Genomic DNA, 2,116 nt, shown 5'->3' with positions numbered 1-2,116 from the left:
TAGCGCTGTTTTTGAAATATTGACCCCGGCGGTCATGCGTGATACTATAAAAACAACGAATTTATAAGTGTTCACGCATTTATACAAGCTGTAGATTTATTGGCGTAAATTTGCAGCTTTTTTTTATCTTTCCGCACCGGATAAAGCAGAAAGACTTTCAATGTCTGTTTTCAGTTTTCTCCCTCCATTGCAAGTTCTAATAATTCTCTTTCATACTGAGTATAACGGCTGTCCGAAAACCTAAGCCACTTTTGATAACGGCTAAAGGCATTTTCTGCAAGCGAGACTGTTACCCAAAATTTATCCATCAGTTCATGCAGATATTCAAAATTGAAATGATGGATAAGCGGAGCCGGTGCAAGAAAATAGCACGCAAAGAAATTTGCCTCCGCTTCATTCTCTTCATCATGAATAAGATGGCGCAGCCGAATATGGCCAATTTCATGAAAAATTGTTGAACGGATACGGGCTTTGTCTTTTGACGGATTGTAAAAAATCTCATAGTGGTTGTCGATTTTTGCCACTATTCCATCTTCGCTTGCTCTTATAACGCATGCAAGCGCCTGCTCAGTAAACCGATTGTATGATTTCAATGCGATTTTAAGCTGATTGCAGACATCTTTAGCATTTACAGGAAATTTTGTAATATGCAGCTCCTTGTACAGTTCTACAACTTCTTCTTTGATTTCCTCGTACCGTTCGTCAGAAAGTCTCAATATCATCCTCCGATGAGTCAGAAAGAAGAGCGGTTATAATCTCTTTCTTTTGCTCGTTTGTTAAAAGTTTTGAATTGCGGGCCAAAAGGAGCTTTATCCGCGGAAATTCCGTTGAAAAATCGGATTCATCTTCTTTTCCGAGAATTTCATCAACGGTTACTCCAAGCACATTCGCAATTTTTACTAGAACTTTTGGTCCTGGCTCTCTTGCATTGCCCAGATAACGCGACACAGAAGCCTCTGTAGATTCGATAGCCTGCGCAAACTCCTTTTGATTTAAATTTTTTGCCTTCATTAGGCGGGCGATTCTTTCGCCCATTGACTCTGCCATTGCCATTGCCCCCTTTTGTTCTTACCATAATGATAATTCAGCTTTCCAGACAAGTCAAGTGTTTTGGAAAGAAAAATTACCAAAATTGTAATTTTTTTTATTGGAGACAGGTTGTCTCAAGGGACGCGAGATAGTCTGCAACACTAAACGGAGATAGTTTGTAACACAACGGAGAGAAAGCGCTCTCTTTATGGAAATCTTAGGAAACCTGGCATAGGTTCATTAAAAAACTTAAAAAATATGGTATAGTAAAAAAAATCTGTTGCAGAAACTGGAGAAAAATATGGCTTTGTCATTTGACGACATTATAAATAAATACCGGGAGAACTCGACTTCCGAAAGAAACAAGGGAGACAAGTTTGAACGGCTCATGCAGGCCTATCTTTTGACAAAACCTGCCTACAGCCACTTATTGACAGATGTCTGGCTATGGACAGACTTTCCTTATAAAAAGCAGTTTGGAACTGGCGGCAAGGACACTGGCATAGACCTTGTTTGCCGCACCCACGACGGAGACTACTGGGCTGTCCAGTGCAAATGCTATGCGGCCGGTAAGAAAGTAGACAAAGCAATGGTAGACTCTTTTGTTTCTACTTCTTCCTTTGAATTTGAAACTAAAGACGGCAAGAAAACATTCTCTTTTAAGATTTGGATTGATACTACTTACGACGGATTCAATGCGGAGGCTCAGAATGTGGTCCAGCGGCTTGGCATTCGCCGTATCGGTTTAATCGACCTGAAAAATGACGATGTAGACTGGGAAGCTTTGGATTCTGGAAAAAAAGGAGCAGAAGCAGCCGTAAAAAAATACGGCCTTCGTCCGCACCAAAAGAAAGCGTTCGACGCTACGACCAGATATTTTGCAGACCACGAGCGGGGAAAACTCATCATGGCTTGCGGAACCGGCAAGACTTTTACCTCTTTAAGGATTGCGGAGGCCCTTGCAACAGAAAGCCATCTGGTTCTGTTCCTGGTTCCTTCAATTGCGCTTTTAAGCCAGACGTTAAAAGAATGGTCGGCTCAATGCAAGAGCAATATTTATCCTATCTGCATTTGCTCTGACAGCCAC

At 41.4% G+C, this 2,116-nt stretch carries 3 protein-coding genes; 1 reads left to right on the top strand and 2 read right to left on the bottom strand.

Annotation, left to right across the window (positions count from 1 at the left end; translation table 11 throughout):
- Positions 1-170: 170 nt before the first annotated feature.
- Complete coding sequence (locus B3Y13_RS06400) at positions 171-722, bottom strand: ImmA/IrrE family metallo-endopeptidase (RefSeq protein WP_296693422.1); 552 nt, start codon at positions 720-722, stop codon at positions 171-173.
- Positions 703-1,047, bottom strand: coding sequence for a helix-turn-helix domain-containing protein (locus tag B3Y13_RS06395; protein WP_296023946.1), 345 nt, complete (start codon positions 1,045-1,047; stop codon positions 703-705). The genes B3Y13_RS06400 and B3Y13_RS06395 overlap by 20 nt, the downstream gene beginning before the upstream one ends.
- Before the next feature lie 283 nt (positions 1,048-1,330).
- Between B3Y13_RS06395 and B3Y13_RS06390 the strand changes: the two genes are divergently transcribed.
- The coding region (locus tag B3Y13_RS06390) for a DEAD/DEAH box helicase family protein (protein WP_296693418.1) at positions 1,331-2,116 on the top strand (786 nt) is incomplete at its 3' end.

Source organism: Treponema sp. UBA7567 (genome assembly GCF_002476655.1).
Classification (GTDB): Bacteria; Spirochaetota; Spirochaetia; order Treponematales; family Treponemataceae; genus Treponema_D.
Note: the sequence above shows the minus strand (reverse complement) of the source record. Positions and strands in the feature narration are given on the sequence as shown.

Bases quoted from the DNA above. Each gene is read 5' to 3' on its own strand.
- B3Y13_RS06400 (WP_296693422.1), bottom strand. From the start codon at position 722: ATGATATTGAGACTTTCTGACGAACGGTACGAGGAAATCAAAGAAGAA.
- B3Y13_RS06395 (WP_296023946.1), bottom strand. From the start codon at position 1,047: ATGGCAGAGTCAATGGGCGAAAGAATCGCCCGCCTAATGAAGGCAAAA.